Origin of the sequence: Arthrobacter tumbae (assembly GCF_016907495.1) — a bacterium.
GTDB classification, from domain to species: Bacteria; Actinomycetota; Actinomycetes; order Actinomycetales; family Micrococcaceae; genus Arthrobacter_D; species Arthrobacter_D tumbae.
Window position 1 is genome coordinate 1,511,440 of record NZ_JAFBCC010000001.1, and the last position, 17,033, is coordinate 1,528,472.

The window sequence follows — 17,033 nt, forward strand, 5'->3', positions numbered from 1 at the left end:
GCGGCCTGGATAAGGGAAGATGGGCCTATGGATGCCACCGCCGCCCTGAATGAAATCGCCTTCTGGCTGGAACGCGAAATGGCTCCCAGCTTCAAGGTTCAGGCGTTCCGCAAGGCCGCCGCGGCCATCGCCGAGCTGGAGCCAGGCGAACTTGCACAACGGGCCCGCGACGGCCGGCTCAAACGCATGAAGGGCATCGGAGCGCGCTCCTACGAGGTCATCACCGAGGCGCTCGACGGCGAAGTCCCGGCCTATCTCGCGGACCTTCGCGAGCGCTCGAAGGAAGCCCTGGCCAGCGGCGGATCGGAGCTGCGTGCCCTCCTTCGCGGCGACCTGCACAGCCACAGCGACTGGTCCGACGGCGGGAGCCCGATCCCGCTCATGGTCGACGCCGCGCGTGCCCTCAACCACGAATACCTGGCGCTCACCGACCACTCCCCCAACCTGAAGATCGCAAACGGCCTGAGCGCGGAGCGCCTCACCGAGCAACTCCAGATCGTGGACCAGATCAACGACGACGACGGCGGCAACGGCTTCCGCCTCCTGAAGGGCATCGAGGTGGACATCCTCGAAGACGGAACACTGGATCAGTCGCTGCAGATGCTCGACCGGTTGGACATCGTCGTCGCCAGTGTCCACTCCAAGCTGCGCTCCGACCGCCGGACCATGACCGCGCGCATGCTGGGCGGCATCCGCGACCCGCACACCAACGTCTTGGGCCACTGCACCGGGCGCCTCGTCCAGGGCTCGCGCGGCCAGCGGCCGCAATCAGAGTTCGACGCCGAAAAGGTGTTCACCGCCTGCGCCGAACACAACGTAGCGGTGGAGATCAATTCACGCCCCGAGCGGCAGGACCCGCCGGATGACCTGATCCAGCTGGCGTTGGACACCGGGTGTCTCTTCAGCATCGACAGCGATGCCCACGCCCCCGGTCAGCTCGATTTCCTTCAGTACGGCGCGGAGCGCGCCGAAGCAAACGGCGTGCCCGCGGACCGCATCATTACGACGTGGCCGCTGGACAAACTGCTCGCCTGGGCGCGCTCCTGAAAGGAGCCTAAACTCCTGCCGCTTCCTTGGCTGCCCTGAAGCCGGCTTCAAGGTCCGCCAGGATGTCGTCGACGTGTTCAATTCCCACTGAGAGCCGCACGAGGCCAGGGGTGACACCGGCGATGACCTGCTGTTCCGGGGAGAGCTGGCTGTGGGTGGTCGACGCCGGGTGGATCACCAGCGAACGGACGTCACCGAGGTTGGCCACATGTGAGTGCAGTTCAAGGGCATCCACGAAGCGCTTGCCGGCCTCCGCGCCCCCGGCCAGGTTGAAGGAAACGATGGCACCGATCCCCTTGCGGCCGTACTTTCGGCCGCGCTCGTACCAGGCGCTCGAGGGCAGTCCGGCATAGGCGACCGACTCGACGTCCTCACGTGCTTCCAGCCACCGGGCTACCTCCGTGGCGTTGGAGACGTGCCGCTCCATGCGTAGGCTCAGGGTTTCCAGGCCCTGGGCAATCAGGAAGGCGTTGAACGGGGACACCGCGGAGCCGAGATCCCGCAGCAACTGAACCCTGGCCTTGAGGATGTAGGACAGGTTGGCCCCAAGGGCACCGTCGGCACCCAGGTCCCGCGCGTACACCAGACCGTTGTATGTCGGGTCCGGCGTGTTGAAGCCGGGGAACCGGCTGGGATCCTTGGCGAAGTCGAACCTACCGGAATCGACGATTACGCCGGCGATCGCGGTGCCGTGGCCGCCCAGGTACTTGGTGGCCGAATGGACAACGATGTCCGCACCCCACTCCAGGGGTCGGATCAGGTAAGGCGTGGCAAGGGTGTTGTCCACGATCAGGGGCACACCGGCGTCGTGCGCGGTTCGGGACACTCCTTCAATGTCGAGCACGTCCTGCCGCGGGTTGGAAACCACCTCCGCGAAGAAGAGCTTGGTGTTGGGCTGCACAGCGTCCCGCCACTGCTCCAGATTGTCCGGATCCTCCACAAACGTGACGGAAATGCCGAACTTCTTCAGCGTATGGGCGAGCAGGTTGTAGGTGCCGCCGTACAGGCTGGGGCTGGCAACCACGTGGTCACCCGCCTCGGCGACGTTCAGGATGGCGAAGGTCTCCGCCGCCTGGCCGGAGCTGAGCAGCAGCGCGCCCAGTCCGCCTTCCAGGCTGGCGATCCGCTGCTCCACCGCATCCTGCGTGGGGTTTCCGATTCGCGTGTAGATGGGAGCCAGCTCGGCAAGGGCAAACCGGTTGGCGGCGCTTTCGGCGCTGGGGAAGACGAACGACGTGGTCTGGTAGATCGGCAGGGCACGGGCACCCGTGGTGCTGTCCGGTTCCTGTCCGGCGTGAATCTGGCGGGTTTCGAAAGACCATTGGTTGGACATTCAAGGCTCCTTTGGCATGGGCCCGGCATGGTGGGAGCACCGCGGGCCGCGCTTGCCGTCCGGCTGGTGCCGGGCGGCCAGGTCTTCACCCGGAGCACCCCACCGCAGCTGGAGGGTTGCTGGCCAGCAAGCCGGGGCTTCGCGCTGGCACTCATGACCGTGGCCAGTGTAGGCGCAGGAGTATTCCCCCGGCACGAACATGACGTTCCATGTAATCCACGGGTTGAGTTGCTGAAGTTTTTGTCGCCTAGTTGCAGTTAAAAGTGGTTCTAGGTCGCAACTAGGCGACAAAAACGTCAGGGGAGGGTGAGGAGCGCGTACTTCTCCATTGCCTGGCGTGGGGCGTCGGCGTCGACCTCTCCCCGCTTCGCGAGGAGCTGAAGAGTGCGTACGACGACGGAGTGGGAGTCGATCTTGAAGTACCGCCTGGCTGCGGCGCGCGTGTCGGAGAAGCCGAACCCGTCCGCTCCGAGCGTGGCGAAATCCTGCGGCAGGAACTGGCGGATCTGGTCCGGAACGGCCTTCATATAGTCGGTAACGGCCACGATTGGTCCCGGCGCTTCACCCAGCTGCTGGGTGACGAAGGGAACGCGGGCCTCAGCGCCGGGATTGAGGAATGCTTCCTCCTCGGCGGCGAGTGCGTCGCGTCGCAGCTCGGTCCACGAGGTCACCGACCACACGTCAGCCGAGACCCCCCAGTGATCCGTCAGGAGCTCCTGCGCCTCGAGCGCCCAGGGCACTGCTACGCCTGAGGCGAGGATCTGCGCCTTCGGCCGGCCGCCGTCGTCGTCGTCGTTGCCTGGTTTCAGCCGGTAGAGGCCGCGCACCACCGCGTCGGCATCCAACTCCTCGGGCAGCGGCGGCTGGATGATGGGCTCGTTGTAGACGGTCAGGTAGTACATGACATTCGGATCTGTGGAATCCGGGCCATACATGCGTTCCAGCCCCGCGCGCATAATGATGCCCAGCTCATACCCGTAGGCAGGGTCGTAGGTGACAACGGCTGGATTGGTGGAAGCGAGAATGGGTGAGTGTCCGTCGGCGTGCTGGAGGCCTTCGCCGGTGAGCGTGGTGCGGCCGGCGGTGGCACCGATGATGAAACCGCGGGTCATCTGGTCACCGGCAGCCCAGAAGGAGTCGCCGGTGCGCTGAAATCCGAACATCGAGTAGAACACGTAGATCGGGATCAACGGTTCACCGTGAGTGGCGTACGCCGTTCCGGCGGCCGTGAAGGCGGCCACGGCACCGGCCTCATTGATCCCCGGGTGCAGGATCTGGCCCTGGATCGATTCCTTGTAGGCGAGGACCAGTTCGCGGTCTACCGAAAGGTAGTTCTGGCCCTCCGGATTGTAGATCTTCGCTGTCGGGAAGAACGCGTCCATGCCAAAGGTCCGCGATTCATCCGGCACGATGGGCACGATCCGCGACCCTAGCCCCTTGTCCCGCATGAGGTCTTTCAGGAGCCTGACGAAGGCCATCGTGGTGGCGGCCTGCTGCTTGCCGGAGCCGCGGTTCGCGACCTCGTAGGCCTTGTCCCCCGGCAGTTCCAGGGCCGCCGCCTCGGTACGGCGCTGGGGGACAAACCCACCCAGGGCACGACGCCGGTCCAGCAAGTATTGAATCTCCCTCGCCTCAGTGCCGGGGTGGTAATAGGGAGGCGCATACGGGTCGGCCTCCAACGCCTCGTCGGTGATTGGGATGCGGAGGTGGTCCCGGAACGCCTTGAGGTCAGCGTTGGTGAGTTTCTTCATCTGGTGGGTCGCGTTACGGCCCTCGAAGTGGGTGCCCAGCCCGTAACCCTTCACCGTTTTGGCGAGGATGACGGTGGGTTTGCCCTTGAACTCGGTGGCAGCCTTGTACGCCGCGTACACCTTCCGGTAATCATGCCCGCCACGCTTGAGCCCCCACACCTGGTCATCGGTCATATCCGCCACCAGATCCTTCGTGGCCGGGGTCTTCCCGAAGAAATGATCCCGCACGAACCCACCGGACTCCGCCTTGTAGGTCTGGTAATCCCCGTCGAGGGTCTCATTCATGATCGTCACCAGATCCCCGCCGGTGTCCTTGGCGAGCAGGTCATCCCACTCCCGGCCCCAGACCACCTTGATCACGTTCCACCCCGCACCGCGGAAGAACGCCTCGAGTTCCTGCATAATCTTGCCGTTACCGCGCACCGGCCCGTCCAGGCGCTGCAGGTTGCAGTTGATCACAAAGTTCAGGTTGTCCAGATTCTCATTCGCCGCCAACTGCAACAGGCCACGCGATTCCGGCTCATCCATCTCCCCGTCCCCGAGGAACGCCCACACCTGCTGCCCGGACGTGTCCTTCAACCCACGGTTCTGCAGATACCGGTTGGACTGCGCCTGATAGATCGCGTTCATCGGCCCGATCCCCATCGACACCGTCGGGAACTCCCAGAACTCCGGCATCAACCGCGGATGCGGATACGAAGACAACGCGTGACCGGCCTTGGACTTCTCCTGCCGGAACCCGTCCAGATCCTCCTCAGTCAGCCGGCCCTCCAGGTACGCCCTGGCGTACATGCCCGGTGACGCGTGGCCCTGGAAGAACACCTGATCCCCACCCGAGGGGTGGTCCTTGCCCTTGAAGAAATGATTGAAGCCCACCTCATACAGGGTCGCCGCCCCCGCGTACGTGGAAATATGGCCGCCCACACCGATCTCCGGACGCTGCGCCCGATGCACCATCACCGCGGCGTTCCACCGCATCCACGCCCGGAACTTCCGCTCGATCTCCTCATCCCCCGGGAACTCAGGCTCCTCATCCACCGGAATGGTATTCACATAATCAGTCGTCACCACAGGAGGAAGACCCACCGACCGGCCACCAGCACGGGCCAGCAAACGACCCAAAACATCACGGGCCCGATCGGAACCGCGCTGATCAATCAGTTGATCAAACGACTCAATCCACTCAGCCGTCTCCTCCGGATCCGAATCCCCACCAACACCCGAACCCACAATCCCCTGATCAGCAACCATGCTCAACCTTATTTCGCTAGACGGAACTATATTTCCATTACTATAGAGCGGGTTCCTGCGAAGATGGGAATGCCGACCAGAAAGGGCCACCCGAAACGTCATGAACGAGCAGCCGCGACATTCCACCCGCATTGCCGTTATCACCGGCGCAGGCTCCGGCATCGGACGGGCCGTGGCGCACGCCTTCCTGGACGCAGGCTGGGCGGTGACCCTCGCCGGGCGCCGGCGCGAACCACTCGAAGAGACTGCCCGGGGCTGGGAACTGGCTGATGTCTTGCCCACCGACATCAGCCGGCCCGACGACGTCGCGCACCTCTTCGCGCACGTGCACCAACGCTGGGGCCGGATCGATCTCCTGTTCAACAACGCGGGAACGATGGGTCCCGCGGGTGCCGTTGACGAGATCAGTCCAGAGGAATGGACGTCAACGGTGGCGGTCAACCTCACGGGTTCGTTCCTGTGCGCAGCGGAAGCGTTCCGCAGCATGCGAAACCAGGATCCGCAGGGCGGCCGCATCATCAACAACGGCTCCATCGCAGCCCACTCCCCACGGCCACGGTCAGTGGCCTACACCGCAACAAAGCACGCAATTACAGGGCTGACCAGGTCGATCGAGCTTGACGGACGCGCTTACGGCATCACCTGCGGCCAGATCGACATCGGCAACACCTCGACCGGGCTCATGACCACCCTCGGCGTGAACGAGGGCGCGCTGCAGGCGGACGGGTCCCGGCGGGTGGAACCTACGTTCCCGGTGGAGGAGGCCGCCCGTACGGTTCTGCACATGGCGCAACTGCCGGCATCAGCCAGCATCGGCACAGTGGTGATGACGGCCAGCGGCATGCCCTTTATCGGGCGGGGCTAGGGGATGCGTACAGCAAAAAGCCCCCCGTGGAGGCGGAGGGCTTTCGGCGGTCTGGATTGACGGGGTTCAGCTGTACCAGAACCACTGTGGAGGGCTCCACATGGGTGGAACCTGGTGTCCGTTGAAGCATCCGCAGACAGAGCAGGAATAGCTGACGCTGGCAGGAAGCAGGTCCCGCCCACCAGAGGAGACACGTGCAGGCACAAAGTCCTCGTAGATCAGGAACTCATCGGTTCCACAGCTTCCACACCAGGGCAAAGCGCTATCGCGCTCGGCCAGCTGTCCCGTCGAGGGCAACATGGTGCTTCGATGGTCCGGGTTGATAATCGTCATTGTTTGCCACCGTCCAACTGCATTTTGTTCAAATAAGCAACAAACTAAGCTCGCTTAGTTAAGGTTCAATAACGATACCTTTTGCACGCAAATTAAGGAAGTCCTTAGTGTTTCGAAGCAACTGGATTGGCAGAATAGCGCTATGATCCGACACCGCTCCCGCACCGCCCCGGCTCTTCCTAATACGCAGCGCCTGTCGCTGGCCCGAACCCTGGCGGACAGTAGCGATGTCACGGTGTTCGTGGACGGCACCGCCGTCAGGCTCCCACAGGAGGCGAGGGACGCCGTCGTCGATCTCCTGCAGAGGCTGGCGGCGGGAGACTCCGTGACAGTGACCTCCGTCGCCGAATCACTGACCACCTCGCAGGCCGCGGAAGCGGCCGGAATCTCGCACACCTACCTGCGGAACCTGACCGACGCCGGCGTCATCCCGGTGGAATACCGCGGAACCCACCGACGCATCAGGCGGGACGCAATCGACGCGTGGCTCGCCGCCCAGAAGAACTCAGATGCGGGGACGCCGTGACCATCGCCGCGCCTTGAGCGCCAGGTGCAGCTCAAGGCGGACCGGCCCGCTAAGCGGATCAGCGCCGATCACCGAGCGCACGCGGGCCAGCCGGTTGTACACGCTGCTGCGATGGAGATGGAGTTGGCCCGCCACGTCCTGTACCGAACCGTTCTTGTCGAACAACAGCTCCAGAACGGGCAGCAGCTCGTTGTTGCGGTCGTAGTCCTCAAGTTCCTCGAAGTAGACCGACCGCGGCGAGGAAGCCTGCCAACCGCCGCCGGCGAGGAACTGGTACACGCCGATCGAGCGGTAGCCCACGGCATCGCCGAGCAAGGGGTCAACCGCGGCCGCCTGCGCCGCCGATCTCGCCTGAACGTACCCGCCCGCCAGGCCGACAGGCGAAGTGAACGGCTCGCTGGCCCCGCTCGTCAGCGGGCTGCCGGCCGCTCCCGCCACAGCGGCCAGCCGCTGACCATACCGGTGCCGGATCGCGGCCAGCTCCGCCTGGCCTGCGTCATGGCGGACGAGGAGCACCGAATGGGACGCCTCGCCGGCACTGAAGACGACGACGTCGGCCCCCACCGTGGCCTGCAAAGCTGCGGTACGCCGGGCCAGCGTCCCATCATCCGAGCCCGCCTTCGGGGGCAACAACGGACGATCGAGGAGTACCTCAACGTGCCACGGCGAGGTGCCGTCGAGTTCCGGCCAACCCGCACACTCCTCCAGCGCCTGGCCATCTCCCGTGGCGGCAGCAAGGAAGACCCGCTCCCGGCGCGTGCGGTGCTCGGAGCCGGCTGTGTTGTCCTCCAGCAGCAGGGCCGCAAGGCGGTCAATGTCCTCGCGCACTCCCGGCAACTGCTTGAGGATGTGAGCGGCGCCGTCCTCGCCGGCGTCCTGCTGCACCCACACGTAACCGACGCGGAAACCGCGCACCAGCAGCGGTACGCATACCCGCCCAAGCATTCCGAGTTCAGGGTTTGCCGGGACCGCGACCGGACGCACCGCCGTCGTTATTCCGTGCTGCAGCTGCCAGGCGCTGACGTCCGCCGGAACCTTCTTGCTGAGCAGGAAGTTGACCCGCACGCGGTCTGCGGAGGATTGGTGGCTGCTGTAGGCAAGGAGAACGCCGTCGAGGTCCTCCAGGGAAAGGCCCCGCCCAAGGCGTGCGGCTATCCGTTCCACCTCGAGCTCCACCTGGGTTGTCTGCACTCCCTCATCCTAGGACCGCGGCGGCGACACTTGGCGCTCCACAACTCGACAAATGTCGACTGGAAGGAACAATCGGTTCATGCTAGTGATCCCGGTCACAGCTGCCCGTCGTCCGCTTTCCTACGCGGAAGGCAACGCACACGACGACGGCGGCTCCCGTCGTCGTCGTTCCGCCCTTCTGTAGCGGGCGGTGGGCGCCCTGTCCGCCGGCAGGAAGCGCTCGTATCCTTGAGGAAACAGGCCACAAGCCTGCCGATCACCTTCCGTGGTCACCTTCAGGCAATTCGAGAGCAGGCGGAGAATCCCGTGATCATCGGCGTCCCCAAAGAAGTGAAGAACAACGAGTTTCGCGTAGCCATCACGGCCTCAGGCGTCCACGAGTTCCGCACCCACGGCCATACGGTCCTCGTGGAGCGGTCGGCCGGCGTCGGCTCCAACATCACGGATGACGAATACATCGCAGCGGGCGCGGAGATCGTCGACGAACCCGATGACGTGTGGGCCCGGGCCGACATGATCATGAAGGTCAAGGAGCCGATCGCGGAGGAGTACCACCGCTTCCGGGAAGGCCTGATCCTCTTCACCTACCTGCACCTCGCGGCTGAGCCGAAGCTGACCCATGCGCTGATGGAATCCGGCGTCACGGCGATCGCCTATGAGACCGTCCAGGACGGCCGCGCGCTTCCACTGCTGGCCCCCATGTCCGAGGTAGCCGGACGGCTGTCGGTCCAGGTCGGGGCGCAGGTCATGACGGCGCCGTCGGGAGGTCCCGGGCTGCTGTTGGGCGGCGTACCGGGCGTGCGTCCCGCGAAGGTCGTTGTCCTTGGCGCGGGCGTTGCCGGAACCAACGCCACCGCCATGGCCGTGGGCACCGGAGCGGACGTCACCGTTCTGGACATCAACATAGCCCGCCTCCGCGAGCTCGACGCCCAGTATGCGGGCCGGATCCGGACCATCGCGTCGAATGCCTTCGAGATCGAGCGGGCAGTGCTGGACGCTGATCTGGTGATCGGCTCAGTACTTATCCCGGGCGCAAAGGCGCCGAAGCTCGTCACCAACGACATGGTGTCGCGGATGAAGCCGGGCAGCGTGCTCGTTGACATTGCCGTGGATCAGGGCGGCTGCTTTGAGGACTCGCACGTGACCACGCATGAGGAACCCACGTTCACCGTCCACCAGTCGCTCTTCTACTGCGTGGGAAACATGCCGGGCGCTGTCCCCAATACGTCCACCTACGCACTGACCAACGTCACCCTGCGGTATGCCGTGGCGCTGGCCAACAAAGGAGTCCGCGGTGCCTTCGAGGCGGTTCCTGCGCTGGCACACGGACTCAACGTCGCCGGCGGCGCGGTGGCGCATCATTCGGTGTCCGAGGCACACGGCCTCGAACTCACCGAGGACTGGCGCCGGCTCGTCTAGACGGTGTGCGCCGCCTCGATGATCCGGTGGGCACGCAGGCTGTCCGCCGGGTCAACCGGGACGGGCCCGCCGTCCTGCAGCGCGGCTGCGAGGATGTCGTAGAACGCGGGGTAGTTACCGTCCTCCGTCGGATGCCGCGTTGCCTCGTGGTCGAATCCGAGCAGACCCCAGGCGAGCCTGTCCTCCACACCGTAGCCGGGGTCGGAGGGCAGCATGCCTGCATCAACGGCGGCTTCCTGAACGTCCACTCCCCATTTGGTGTACGCCGATTCGGAGCCCGTAACCCGGAACCGCGGCGCGGCCTGCGGCGCGAGCGCGTTCATCCAGAGGTGGCTGATGACGCCTGAGGAATGCTTCAGGGCCACAAAGACATCGTCGTCCGGCCCTTCGGCTTCGCGGTGGGCCGCACGTTCCGCATGGATGAGTTCAGCGTCCCCGAAGAGCTGCAGCGCCTGGTCGATCAGGTGGGGGCCGAGGTCGTACAGAATCCCCCCACCCTCCTCGGCTCCGCTGTTGGCCTTCCACGGCTTGGTGACCAGCGGCTTGTACGTTTCCATCCGGGATTCGAACCGCCGGACAGCGCCCAGCTTGCCCGCCTCGAGCAGCTTCTTCACGGTCAGGAAATCGCCGTCCCAGCGCCTGTTCTGAAAGACGGTCAGCAACTGCCCCTCCTCCCGGGCCAGTGCAATGAGCCGCTCACCGTCCGCTGAATCAACGACGAACGGCTTGTCGACGACGACGGCCGCGGCTCCCCTCAGTGCCCGCTCGGCCGGCTCGGCGTGGGTGGCCGGAGGCGTACTCACCACGACGAGATCCAGCTGATCCAGCTGCTCCTCCAGCTCATCGACGGTGTGGAGGATCTGCGCGTCCGGGTAGAGCGTTTCCACCTGCGCAATGCGGTCCTTGTTGGATGTCACGACGATATCGAGTGAATACCGACTGCTGGCGCTGATGAACGGCGCGTGGAAAACCCGCCCGCCCAGGCCGAATCCGATGAGGGCCGTCCTGATTTTCTCCATGGCCCAACCCTAGGGCCACAGCGGGACTTCGGCATCAGGAGCTGGCTGCAGCGTCCGAATTTGCGGACGGGCGGAGCCATACTATGATCATCTATCGGTCAAGCAGTGGCTATTGAATCTCTTACCCTTAAGGGAGCCTATGTCCACCGCTCCGGACCCCAGCGTTGACAACTCGACTGATCTCGGCACCGACCTGCCCGTTTCCTTCAGCACTGCTGAAATCAACGACGACGGTGCGCCGCTGCACACGCATTCCACCCGCCTCATGCTCACCACGGCAGCACACTTTGTGCAGGAGCACCTGCATTCCGAATTGGCTCAACTCGGACTGACTCCAATAGACCTGTCCGTCCTGAGCGGCCTGGCGGAACTGTCTGGAGCGGCCACCCCGGAGGTTGCAGCCCAGTGCCTCCTGTCTGCGGACATCACCGAACATTCGCTCGCGGAACTCAGCCGACGGGGGTTCGTGACGGTGGAGAACGGCGTGTATTCCATGACTGCCGCCGGCAGCCGCGCCCTCATCGAGGCGCGCGACCTTGAGGATGCCCTGTTCGCCGAAAAGAGCACAACACTGCGGATGGAGCTTGGCTCCCTGATCAGCCGTCTTCGCGACGGCGGGGTCCTCAACCCGGAGTAGATCGGGCGTTCATACAGAAGGCCTGGACTCGTCAGGGTCCGGGCCTTCTGTTCGACTGGAGTGGTCCAGGTTAGTGCCAGAGACTGTCGGCCCACGCAGCATCGCGCAGATAGTCGCGCGCAGCTCCAACGTCAAAGAGCTCTCCCTGGGAGGCAAGCACTCCCATCCCCCGAAGGTCTTCGACCGTGTCAGGAGAACACCCCAGGGCCTCGCTCAGGTCGTGTGCGTCTGCGGCGAGGATGACATTTTCGTTGTGGGCCATGCTTGCACTTGTTCCTTTCTCGTCTGGGGTGGTGACGATCGAGCAGGACGGGCATCAGTTCCGGTTGAACAGGGCTCGTTCACGTTCAGCGCTCCACGTGCGGGCGTACAAACCGAGTACGGCTTCCTCACGGGGACTGAAGCCAAGGCGATTCAGCGTCATGTGCGCCTGATGGACCGTCAGGTGTTGGGCACTGCGGCTGACGCGGGCTCTGTCGGCGCGGTACAGATAGCTGTCTACCGCGCGGAACCACCGGCGCCTCCAGTTGTGAACCGCTGACTCGGCGGCTGTCGCGGCCATCAGGCTCTGGAACGCGGGCACCTTGGCGTTCACCTGGTTAGCCATGGCCTCACGGACCGCGGGGCCGCGGGCACCGAGATCAGGGGTGCAGGTCTTGAGATGGCTGTCCCAGTAATACTCCCAGGAGATCCGGCGTCGATCGGCCCAGCTGGCGGACCGCGAGCCTTTCATCATGCTGCGCGCGGAGTCGAAGAGAACCAAAGCGGCGAAAGCGGACCGGCTGTGCATCTTGGAGAACCGCTGCGTGCCCCACGCGGCGAGCTCGGAGGAGAGTTCGAAGACTTCCTCTGCCAATTGCAGGCCTTCAACGCCTCCGTACTTGAACAGCTCAGCCTCGAGCTGGGGGTCCGCATCCTCGACGCCGCGCAGGTAGTAGCCATGTGTCGCGGGCGTTGAGGTGGCTTGCCGGGAGGGCATAGCGGCCAGCGCGCCGCTGCGCTTCAGCAGCACCTGATGGACCGTCTGCAAACGCTCAATGGTGGCGGGCTGCGCCAGAATGTGAAGCCGTACCTGAACAGATGAAGATGGGTCCACACTCCGCGTGTAGAACCATTTCTCGGCCCGCAGTACGTGGGCCTGCGCCGCCAGCGGGGTAACCAGGTCTCCAATGATGCCGTCCGCTACATCGAAGCCGCCTGCATGAGTGGAAAGATGCCACCATTGAGCGCTGAGTGCAGTTCGTGAGGCGGTTCGAACTGCTGTCAGCTGACTCATGGCATCCTCCTTCAGGGCTAATGGTTACCCCCGCTGGGGCGAGTCTTTGGGCGTTTCAACCTTCGCAACGAAGGTTGAGACGCTATGTGGTTGGTCTTATTTCGGCCAGTCCCAACTTGCGGTTACTGTCTTCGGCCAATCCCAGCTGGCTGCTCCGACTGCCGGGGTTGCCGGTGCAAGAACTGCTGCTGCGACAAGGAGGCCTGCGGCTGCGCTGATGATCTTCTTCACTGGACGTTCCCTTCCGTCGGGTTGCATGTGACGCCATCCGGCTCGCCGTCGAGCCGGTGAGTCAAGCATGTGTGTGGCGGTTGCGGCTTGTCCAGCTGAGAAGGTGCCCTATTCAGGACATGACCTGATGCGGACAACTGCATCCTCAGGCGTGCCTGGCGTACTGCCTCACGGATGCCCGGCCACCCGGCGTTCCCGCCGTTTCCAGTGGGTTTCAACCCCGTGATCACAGGCCGCTGCAGCAATGTCATTAAGCTGACATGTCACGTTTTTACATCGCTGTTCCGACCGTTATCAGGGACGATCGCTGAGGCGGGCACGGCGGATCCAACCCGGGTCTGTAGGCTACCCCTAGAGAACGCGGACGGTCGGAAAGGGAACCCGGGATGCTCGACGGCATATCCATTGAGCTCTACCGGTATGCCGTTGGCCACCCTGGATGGGCAAAATCCGAGGCCTCGGAGGCGCTTGGGTACACCCTACGGGAGATTGACTCAGCGATGGAAGTGCTCGTGGAGCGCCGGCTGCTGAGTGAACAGGGCGCCTCCGCGCACGCCTATATTGCCGTTTCTCCGGACGTTGCGCTGGCCGATCTGGTCGACGCTGATGAGCGCTCTGTGCAGGATCTTCGAGCCAGGATTGCTGCCCGCCGGCGGGAACTTTCCACCCTGGTGCCGACCTACCTTGAGGCACGCAAGAATGTCATCACCAGCTCATCGGTGGAGACTCTGGAAGATCCGCATCTGATTCATCGCGTTCTGATCGACTACGGCAGGGATGTCACCGAAAAGGTGTTGATCGCCCAGCCCGGCCAGGGATCCACGGCGGATGTCCAGGAGGAGAACGTCCGCAAGGATCTGGAACTGCTGAGACTGGGCGTGGAGCGCAAAACGCTGTATGACGTCAGCACACGTGACCACGTTCCAACGCGCAAGGCGGTTGCTGCCATCACCGCCGGAGGCGGGCGTTTCGGCGCCCTCCCACGTGTGCCGCTACGAATGCTGATCTTCGACCGGAAACTCGCCCTCATAGCCCGTCAGCTGGGACATGACGACAAGGCAGCACTGGTGGTTCGGGATCCACACCTGATCCACATCTTCACCCAACTGTTTGAGTTTGCCTGGGAACTCAGCGAGCCCTTCCTGATCGATGTACCTACGGCCTCGCCCCTTAACAGCACGCAGCAGGCCATCCTCAAAGGCCTCGCTTCGGGCTATTCGGACGAGGTCATCGCCCGGCGTCTGGACATCAACGTCAGGACCTGCCGCCGCCATATCGCGTGGATGCTTGAGACCCTCCACGCGGACAGCCGGTTTCAGGCAGGCATCAAGGCTCATCAAGCCGGGTGGATTTAGAAAACTTCCGTTGCCTATCAGTGAACGCGTCCTCTAGACTCGTCGCGTGACCTCCCAGGATGAACTGAACTCAACGCTGCTGCCCGCCGAAACCGAAGTGGCCCTTGAACGGGCGGTCGAATCGGCCCACAGGCACGAGAAGTTATTCTCCGAACGAGCAGCGAACATCAAGCAATCAGCCGTCCGCGACGTTTTCGACATCTCCATCCGGCCCGGGCTCGTCTCGCTCGCCGGCGGCAGCCCCTATCTGAAGTCGCTTCCCATGCAGGATCTGGGCAGGACTGCCGAGCGGATCATCGCCGAACATGGACTGGAGGCCCTGCAGTACGGCGGCGGTCAGGGCATGGAGAAGCTTCGCCGGCAGATCTGCGACGTCATGGCCGCCGAAGGCATTGCTGATGCGGATCCGGCTGACATCGTCGTAACCACAGGATCACAGTCAGCGCAGGATGTAGCAGCCAAGGTCTTCTGCGACCCAGGGGACGTCATCCTGTGCGAGGATCCGACTTATGTCGGTGCGCTCAACACCTTCGAGGCCTATCAGGTGGACGTGCAGGCCATCGAGATGGACGAGCAGGGTCTCGTTCCGGAGCTGCTCGAGCAGCGCATCGCGGATTTGCTCGCCGAGGGTCGCCGCATCAAGTTGCTCTATACGATTCCCAGCTTCAACAACCCCAGCGGCATCACGCTTGCGGCGGACCGTCGCCAGCGGATTGTCGACATCTGCCGGGCACACAACATCCTGATCCTCGAGGACAACCCATACGGCCTGCTCCGCTTCGACGGTCACCCGCTCCCGCCGATGCGGGCGGAGAACCCGGATGATGTCATCTACCTTGGCTCGTTCTCGAAGATCTTCGCGCCCGGCGTCCGCCTGGGCTGGGCGCTTGTTCCCCGGCATCTGCACCGCCGGTTCTACCTTGCGTGCGAGGCAGTAGTGCTGTGCCCGTCGCCGCTGACCCAGATGCTTGTTTCAGCGTATCTGAGCGACTACGACTGGCAGGGCCACCTCTCCAACACCCGTTCCCTATACAGCGAACGGTGTTCCACCATGCTGAAAGGGCTTGCCGAGCACCTCCCCGAGGGAGTCACCTGGACAACGCCGGACGGCGGCTTCTTTGTATGGGTCACGCTTCCGGAGGGCGTGGACACCTACCCGCTGCTCTACCAGGCCATTGACGCCGGGGTGGTCTTCATCCCGGGTGCTGCCTTCACGCCGTCCGATGAGCCTTCGAACAAGCTGCGCCTTGCGTTCAGCGCCGTCTCACCGGAGGACATCGAAGAGGGCATCCGCCGCCTGGCGCCGATCCTGAAGACCGCGATCGAGGAAAACGCCTCCCGCGCATAGAACGACGACGGCGCGCTGCAGACGCTACGTGTCAGTCGAGAAGTAGCGCTGGTTCTTCCAGGATCGACGCGACGTCGGCCATGAAGCGGGCGCTCAGGTCGCCGTCCACCACGCGATGATCGAACGATCCACCCAGCGTGGTGATCCAGCGCGGAATAACCTCGCCATCGAGCACCCACGGCTTCTGCTTGATGGTTCCGAACGCAACGATGGCGACTTCACCCGGGTTGATGATGGGCGTTCCGGTGTCAATACCGAGGGCCCCGATGTTGGTGACCGTCAGGGTTCCGCCCTGCATCTCCGCCGGCTGGGTCTTGCCTGCCCGCGCGCGGGACGCCAGATCATTCAACGCCAGAGCCAGCTCCTTCAGGGAAAGATCCTGGGCATCCTTGATGTTCGGCACCATGAGCCCGCGGGGCGTCGCCGCAGCAATACCGAGGTTCATGAAGTGCTTGACCAGGATTTCCTGATCGGTCCAGGTCGCATTGACCGACGGGTTGCGCGCCGCCGCCCAGATGACGGCCTTCGCGAGAATCAGCAGCGGTGAAACCTTGACACCCTCGAAGTCCCGCGAGACTTTGAGCCGCTTCACGAACTCCATGGTCCGGGAGGCATCGACGTCAACGAAGATGCTCACGTGCGGAGCTGAGAAGGCGCTTTCGACCATCGCCCGCGCGGTGGCTTTGCGGACACCCTTGACGGGGATGCGCTCGACCCGCTGGTCCTGGGGACGGGTGGCCGCACCCCAGAACGACGGCGCGTGGTCCTGCTCCGCGTCCCGCTGGGCCTGGTAGCTCAGCAGGTCCTGCTTGGTGACCTCACCCGAGCCACCGGTCGCGGGGACGTCGGCTAGGTCGATGCCGAGATCGCGGGCGGCCTTACGTACGGGCGGTTTCGCGAGGGCGCGGCGCACTACGCCGGATATTGCCGCGGCAGTGCGGGAGGGCGCCGTCGCGGGGGGTTGCACGTCGGTGACGTGCGCCGCCGGGGGTCCGGGCGCCGTCGTCGTCGGTTGGGTTGTCTGCGTGCCGGCGGCACGGTTGGTGCGCGGTCTGCGGCGGGAGGAATCGGCCTTGGGGCCGGTTCCGACGAGGGGTGCGTTGGTGTCCCCGGACGGCGTTGCTGCGGCGGGTGGAGTGACCAATTCCCCGGGAACGTGCGCCGCGGCCGGCGGTTCAGTTGCGCCGGGCGCATCGAGCGGGGTGTCGGAAACGGAAATGATGGGTGTTCCCACCTCGACCGTCTCGCCCTCCCGAACGAGGAGTTCAGCAACCACGCCCGCGTAGGGAGACGGCAGCTCAACGAGCGATTTGGCTGTCTCGATCTCCACGATGACGTCGTTGACGGCGACCGTTGCGCCGGGCTGCACCTGCCAACGGACGATTTCGGCCTCCGTGAGACCCTCGCCCACGTCAGGGAGATTGAAGGTGTTCAGCGTCATGGAAGTCCTT

14 protein-coding genes and 1 riboswitch are annotated in these 17,033 nt (G+C 64.2%); of the genes, 7 read left to right on the plus strand and 7 right to left on the minus strand.

Features of this window, described 5'->3' with window-relative positions:
* The first annotated feature begins 27 nt into the window (after nt 1–27).
* Entirely contained in the window at nt 28–1,047 is a 1,020-nt protein-coding gene (locus JOD47_RS07220) for a PHP domain-containing protein (protein WP_204533239.1), read from the plus strand.
* A 7-nt stretch (nt 1,048–1,054) separates the two neighbouring features.
* On the opposite strand, the gene JOD47_RS07225 is transcribed toward JOD47_RS07220, so the two are convergent.
* A complete protein-coding gene (locus JOD47_RS07225) occupies nt 1,055–2,380 on the minus strand; it encodes a bifunctional o-acetylhomoserine/o-acetylserine sulfhydrylase (RefSeq protein WP_204533240.1) in 1,326 nt (441 codons plus the stop codon).
* A 43-nt stretch (nt 2,381–2,423) separates the two neighbouring features.
* Nucleotides 2,424–2,539: riboswitch (SAM riboswitch) on the minus strand.
* A gap of 137 nt (nt 2,540–2,676) precedes the next feature.
* Nucleotides 2,677–5,382, minus strand: a complete 2,706-nt coding sequence (aceE, locus tag JOD47_RS07230; protein ID WP_204533241.1) for a pyruvate dehydrogenase (acetyl-transferring), homodimeric type — start codon at nt 5,380–5,382, stop codon at nt 2,677–2,679.
* Between the two features lie 100 nt (nt 5,383–5,482).
* Here aceE and JOD47_RS07235 point away from each other — a divergent pair, with 100 nt between their 5' ends.
* Nucleotides 5,483–6,247, plus strand: coding sequence for an SDR family oxidoreductase (locus JOD47_RS07235; RefSeq protein ID WP_204533243.1), 765 nt, complete (start codon nt 5,483–5,485; stop codon nt 6,245–6,247).
* Between the two features lie 475 nt (nt 6,248–6,722).
* Nucleotides 6,723–7,106 (plus strand): helix-turn-helix domain-containing protein, encoded by a 384-nt coding sequence (locus JOD47_RS07240; protein ID WP_204533245.1) that lies wholly within the window; start codon nt 6,723–6,725, stop codon nt 7,104–7,106.
* Here JOD47_RS07240 and JOD47_RS07245 read toward each other — a convergent pair.
* A complete protein-coding gene (locus JOD47_RS07245; protein ID WP_204533247.1) occupies nt 7,086–8,297 on the minus strand; it encodes a PucR family transcriptional regulator in 1,212 nt (403 codons plus the stop codon). The genes JOD47_RS07240 and JOD47_RS07245 overlap by 21 nt on opposite strands.
* A gap of 306 nt (nt 8,298–8,603) precedes the next feature.
* Between JOD47_RS07245 and ald the strand changes: the two genes are divergently transcribed.
* Nucleotides 8,604–9,716 carry an alanine dehydrogenase gene (ald, locus tag JOD47_RS07250; RefSeq protein WP_204536512.1) on the plus strand — a complete coding sequence of 371 codons (1,113 nt, stop codon included), beginning with the start codon at nt 8,604–8,606 and terminating at the stop codon, nt 9,714–9,716.
* Here ald and JOD47_RS07255 read toward each other — a convergent pair.
* Nucleotides 9,713–10,735, minus strand: coding sequence for a Gfo/Idh/MocA family protein (locus JOD47_RS07255; protein WP_204533249.1), 1,023 nt, complete (start codon nt 10,733–10,735; stop codon nt 9,713–9,715). The genes ald and JOD47_RS07255 overlap by 4 nt on opposite strands.
* Before the next feature lie 139 nt (nt 10,736–10,874).
* Here JOD47_RS07255 and JOD47_RS07260 point away from each other — a divergent pair, with 139 nt between their 5' ends.
* A complete protein-coding gene (locus tag JOD47_RS07260; protein ID WP_204533250.1) occupies nt 10,875–11,372 on the plus strand; it encodes a winged helix DNA-binding protein in 498 nt (165 codons plus the stop codon).
* Nucleotides 11,373–11,442: 70 nt separating this feature from the next.
* Here the strand turns inward: JOD47_RS07260 and JOD47_RS07265 are convergent, their stop codons facing one another.
* Nucleotides 11,443–11,634: a hypothetical protein gene (locus JOD47_RS07265; RefSeq protein WP_204533251.1), complete on the minus strand. Its 192-nt coding sequence runs from the start codon at nt 11,632–11,634 to the stop codon at nt 11,443–11,445.
* 54 nt (nt 11,635–11,688) lie between these two features.
* The gene (locus JOD47_RS07270; RefSeq protein ID WP_204533252.1) at nt 11,689–12,648 is read right to left on the minus strand and encodes a lantibiotic dehydratase C-terminal domain-containing protein; all 960 of its coding nucleotides are present in this window, start codon (nt 12,646–12,648) and stop codon (nt 11,689–11,691) included.
* A 617-nt stretch (nt 12,649–13,265) separates the two neighbouring features.
* Here JOD47_RS07270 and JOD47_RS07275 point away from each other — a divergent pair.
* Nucleotides 13,266–14,234, plus strand: coding sequence for a helix-turn-helix transcriptional regulator (locus tag JOD47_RS07275; protein ID WP_204533253.1), 969 nt, complete (start codon nt 13,266–13,268; stop codon nt 14,232–14,234).
* Between the two features lie 46 nt (nt 14,235–14,280).
* A complete protein-coding gene (locus JOD47_RS07280) occupies nt 14,281–15,582 on the plus strand; it encodes an aminotransferase-like domain-containing protein (RefSeq protein ID WP_307836222.1) in 1,302 nt (433 codons plus the stop codon).
* 31 nt (nt 15,583–15,613) lie between these two features.
* Here the strand turns inward: JOD47_RS07280 and JOD47_RS07285 are convergent, their stop codons facing one another.
* Entirely contained in the window at nt 15,614–17,023 is a 1,410-nt protein-coding gene (locus JOD47_RS07285; protein ID WP_204533254.1) for a dihydrolipoamide acetyltransferase family protein, read from the minus strand.
* Between the last annotated feature and the right edge of the window lie 10 nt (nt 17,024–17,033).